Origin of the sequence: Streptomyces sp. FH025, assembly GCF_017427025.1 — a bacterium.
GTDB lineage: Bacteria > Actinomycetota > Actinomycetes > Streptomycetales > Streptomycetaceae > Kitasatospora.
In genome coordinates this window covers 1-4,293 of sequence record NZ_JAFLNG010000664.1, presented here as the reverse complement: position 1 = coordinate 4,293, position 4,293 = coordinate 1, and the positions used below count along the sequence as shown (strand labels likewise).

Annotated in this window: 1 protein-coding gene; it reads right to left on the bottom strand. The window is 75.5% G+C overall.

All coding sequences use genetic code 11. The features are described from left to right. Window positions 1-4,293: type I polyketide synthase (locus J0670_RS31620; protein ID WP_207815356.1), on the bottom strand; the 4,293-nt coding region annotated here is incomplete at both ends.

Genomic DNA, 4,293 nt, shown 5'->3' with positions numbered 1-4,293 from the left:
GCCACGTGCGCGGCGGCGAGCTCGCCCACGGCGTGCCCGGCGACGCCGGCCGGGTGCACGCCCGCCGAGCGCCACAGCGCGGCCAGCGACACCATCACCGCCCAGAGCACCGGCCGCAGAACGTGCGGCCGGCCGAGCGAGGGGCCCTCCGGCCCTTCGCGCAGCACCTCGGCCACCTTCCAGTCCACGTACGGGGCGAGGGCTCGTTCGCACTCGGCGATCCGGGCCGCGAAGACCGGCGCCTCGTCCAGCAGGGCGGCGGCGGAGCCGAGCCACCCGGACTCGCCGCCGGTGAAGACGAACACCGGCTTGCGGCCCGCGGCCGCGGTACCGGTCAGGACGTCCCTGGTCGGCACGTCGGCGGCGGCCACGGCGAGGCCCGCGAGCAGGCCGTCCCGGTCCCCGCCCAGCACGACGGTCCGGTGGTCGAAGACCGTACGGGCCGTGGCCAGCGAGAACCCGATGTCCACCGGATCCGCCTCCGGCCGGTCGAGCAGGAAGTCGCGCAGCCGTCCGGCCTGCGCCCGCAGCGCCTCCGGGGTCCGCCCGGACAGCACCCACGGCACCACGGCCGGCGGTGCCGACGGCGCCGCGGGGACGGCGGCCCCGACCGGCGCGGGAGCCTCCTCGATGATGACGTGCGCGTTCGTTCCGCTGATCCCGAACGAGGACACGCCCGCCCGGCGCGGACGCTCCCCCGCCGGCCACTGCACCGGCTCGGTCAGCAGCCGGACCCGGCCCTCCGTCCAGTCGACGTGCGGTGTGGGCTCGTCCACGTGCAGCGTCGCGGGCAGCCGGTCGTTGCGCAGGGCGAGGACCATCTTGATCACACCGGCGAGGCCGGCGGCCGCCTGGGTGTGCCCGATGTTGGACTTCACCGAGCCCAGCCACAGCGGCCGGTCCTCCGGCCGGTCCTGGCCGTACGTCGCCAGCAGCGCCTGGGCCTCGATCGGGTCGCCCAGCTTGGTGCCCGTGCCGTGCGCCTCCACCGCGTCGACCTCGTCCGCGCGCAAGCCGGCGTTGGCCAGCGCGGCCCGGATCACCCGCTGCTGGGAGGGACCGTTGGGCGCCGTCAGACCGTTGGACGCACCGTCCTGGTTGGTCGCGCTGCCACGCAGCACCGCGAGCACCTGGTGCCCGTTGCGCCGCGCGTCGGACAGCCGCTCGACCACCAGGACGCCCGCGCCCTCGGCGAAACCGGTGCCGTCCGCCGCCGCGGCGAACGCCTTGCAGCGGCCGTCCGGGGCGAGCCCTCGCTGACGGGAGAACTCGACGAAGGTCCCCGGCGTGGCCATGATCGTCACGCCCGCGGCCAGCGCCATCGAGCACTCGCCGGACCGCAGCGCCTGCGCGGCCAGGTGCAGGGCCACCAGCGCCGACGAACACGCCGTGTCGACCGTCACCGCCGGCCCCTCCAGGCCGAAGGTGTAGGCCAGCCGTCCGGACAGGATGCTGGTCGCGATCCCCGTCATCAGGTGGCCCTCGGCCTCGGCACCGCCGTGCGCCAGCACGCTCATCTCGTACCCGGACGTGTACCCGCCCACGAAGGTGCCGGTCTGGCTGCCGCGCAGGGACGCGGGGTCGATCCCGGCCCGCTCGAAGGCCTCCCAGGAGAGTTCGAGGAGCAGGCGCTGCTGCGGGTCCATCGCCAGCGCCTCGCGCGGGCTGATCTCGAAGAACCCCGCGTCGAACGCGCTGGCGTCCTGCACGAACCCGCCGGCCTGGGTGTACGAGGTGCCGATGTGCGCGGCGTCCGGGTCGTACAGGGACTCCAGGTCCCAGCCCCGGTCGGCGGGGAACGCCGAGATCGCGTCCTGCCCGTCGGCCATCATGCGCCACAGGTCCTCGGGGCCGGTCACCCCGCCCGGGAACCGGCAGCTCATCCCGACGATCGCGATCGGCTCGTCGTGGGCCGCCGCCCCGACCGGGGCCGGGGCCTGTGCGCCCGTGGCCGGCCCGCCGCCGAGCCGCCCGCGCAGGTGCCCCGCGAGGGCGGCCGGGTTGGGGTAGTCGAAGACGAGCGTGGCCGGAAGCCGCAGCCCAGTCGCCGTGGTGAGGCGGTTCCGCAGCTGCACGGCGGTGAGGGAGTCGAAGCCCAGGTCGGTGAAGGCCCGGCCGGGCTCGACGGCCTCGGCGGAGGAGTGCCCCAGAACAGCCGCCACGTGGGCGCGCACCAGGTCCAGCAGCAGCTGGTCCCCGTCCGCGGTGGGCAGCGCGGCGAGCTGCCGGTGCAGCGAGTCCGCGCCCGCCCCGCCGGAGGCGGCGCTGCGCCGGGCCGGACGGCCGGCCAGCGCCCGCCACAGCGGCGGGACGTCACCGGTGCGGACGGCCTGCGCCCGCAGCCCGGCCAGGTCCAGCTTGGCCGGCACCAGCACCGCCTCGTCCCGGGCGAGGGCCAGGTCCATCAGCGCCAGGCCCTCGTCCGCGCTCAGAGCGGCGCTCCCGCTGCGGGTCATCCGGGAGCGCTCGGTGTCGCTCAGCTGCGCCGTCAGGCCGCTCACGTCCGCCCACAGGCCCCAGGCCAGCGAGGTGCCCGGCAGACCGGCCGCCCGGCGATCGGCCGCCAGCGCGTCGAGGAACGCGTTGGCCGCCACGTAGTTGCCCTGACCGGGAACACCGAACGTCGCCGCGGCCGACGAGAACAGCACGAACGCATCCAGGTCCAGGCCCAGGTCCTGCGTCAACTCGTGCAGATGCCACGCACCGTCGGCCTTCGGCCGCATCACCGCGGCCACCCGCTCCGGCGTCAGCGACGCGATGACCCCGTCGTCCAGCACACCCGCGGTGTGGACCACCGTCCGCAACGGACGCTCCACCGGAACCCGCGCCAGCAGCCCGGCCAGCGCCTCCCGCTCCCCCGTGTCACACGCGACCACGTCGACCGAAGCACCCGAAAGCGCCAACCCGGCGGCCAACACCGCCACCCCGGCAGCGGCCGGACCCGAACGACTGGTCAACACCAGCCCGTCCGCACGACCCGTCACCACCAGATGCCGGGCCACCAGACCACCCAGCGTGCCCGTACCACCCGTCACCAGTGCCGACTTGCCGCCCCCGCGGGGTGCGTGGAGGTCGGCGGGAACGGTGAGGACCAGCTTGCCGGTGTGGCGCGCCTGCTGCATGAAGCGGAACGCCTCCCGCGCCCGCCGCACGTCCCAGGCCCGCACCGGAAGCCCGGTCAGCTCACCGGCGGTGATCAGTCCGACGATCTCGCCGAGCATCGCGCCCAGCCGCTCGGGGCCGGCCTCGCCCAGGTCGAACGGCCGGTAGACGACCCCCGGATGCTCCGCCGCCAGGACGTCCGCGTCCCGCAGGTCGGTACGGCCCATCTCGACGAACGCCCCACCACGCGGCAGCAGCCGCAGCGACGCGTCCGTCAGCTCGCCCGCCAGGGAGTTGACGACGATGTCGACACCCTCACCACCGGTGGTGGCGAGGAAGGCCGCCTCGAACCCGGCATCGCGGGAGGAGGCGATGTGCGCCTCGTCCAGGCCCAGCCCGGCCAGCACCGGCCACTTGGCCGGGCTCGCCGTCGCGAACACCTCCAGGCCCAGGTGCCGGGCGATCCGGATCGCGGCCATGCCGACACCACCGGCACCCGCGTGCACCAGCACCCGCCCGCCGGCCTTCGCACCGGCCAGATCCACCAGGGCGTACCAGGCCGTCATGAAGGCCACGGGCACCGACGCGGCGTCGGCGTAGGACCAACCGGCCGGGATCCGCACCAGCTGGCGCGCGTCCGTGACCACCACCGGACCGAAGCCTCCGGCGGCGACACCCATCACCCGGTCACCGGCCACCAGGCCGGTCACCTCGGGACCGGTCTCGAGGACCGTTCCGGCGATCTCACTGCCCATCACACCGCCGCCCGGGTACATGCCCAGGCCGATCAGCACATCGCGGAAGTTCAGACCCGCCGCGCGGACCGCCACCCGGACCTGCCCCGCCACCAGCGGCTCACCGGCCCCCGGCACCGCCACGAGGGCCAGACCCTCCAGCGAACCACCGGCATCCGGCTCCAGCCGCCACAGACCACCCTCGGGCACCACCAGCTCACCCGCCGGGCGGACCAGCCGCCGCCCGTGGACCGCCTCACCGCGGACGGCCAGTTCCGACTCGCCACTGCCCACGGCGGACGGGAGCAGGGCGGCGTGCGCACCGGGCCCACCGGCGGGCAGGTCGACGAGGACCAACCGGCCGGGGTTCTCCGACTGCGCCGAACGCAGCAGACCCCAGACCGCGGCGGCCGGCAGATCGGCGATCCGCTCACCGGCCGCGGCAGCCACACCACCC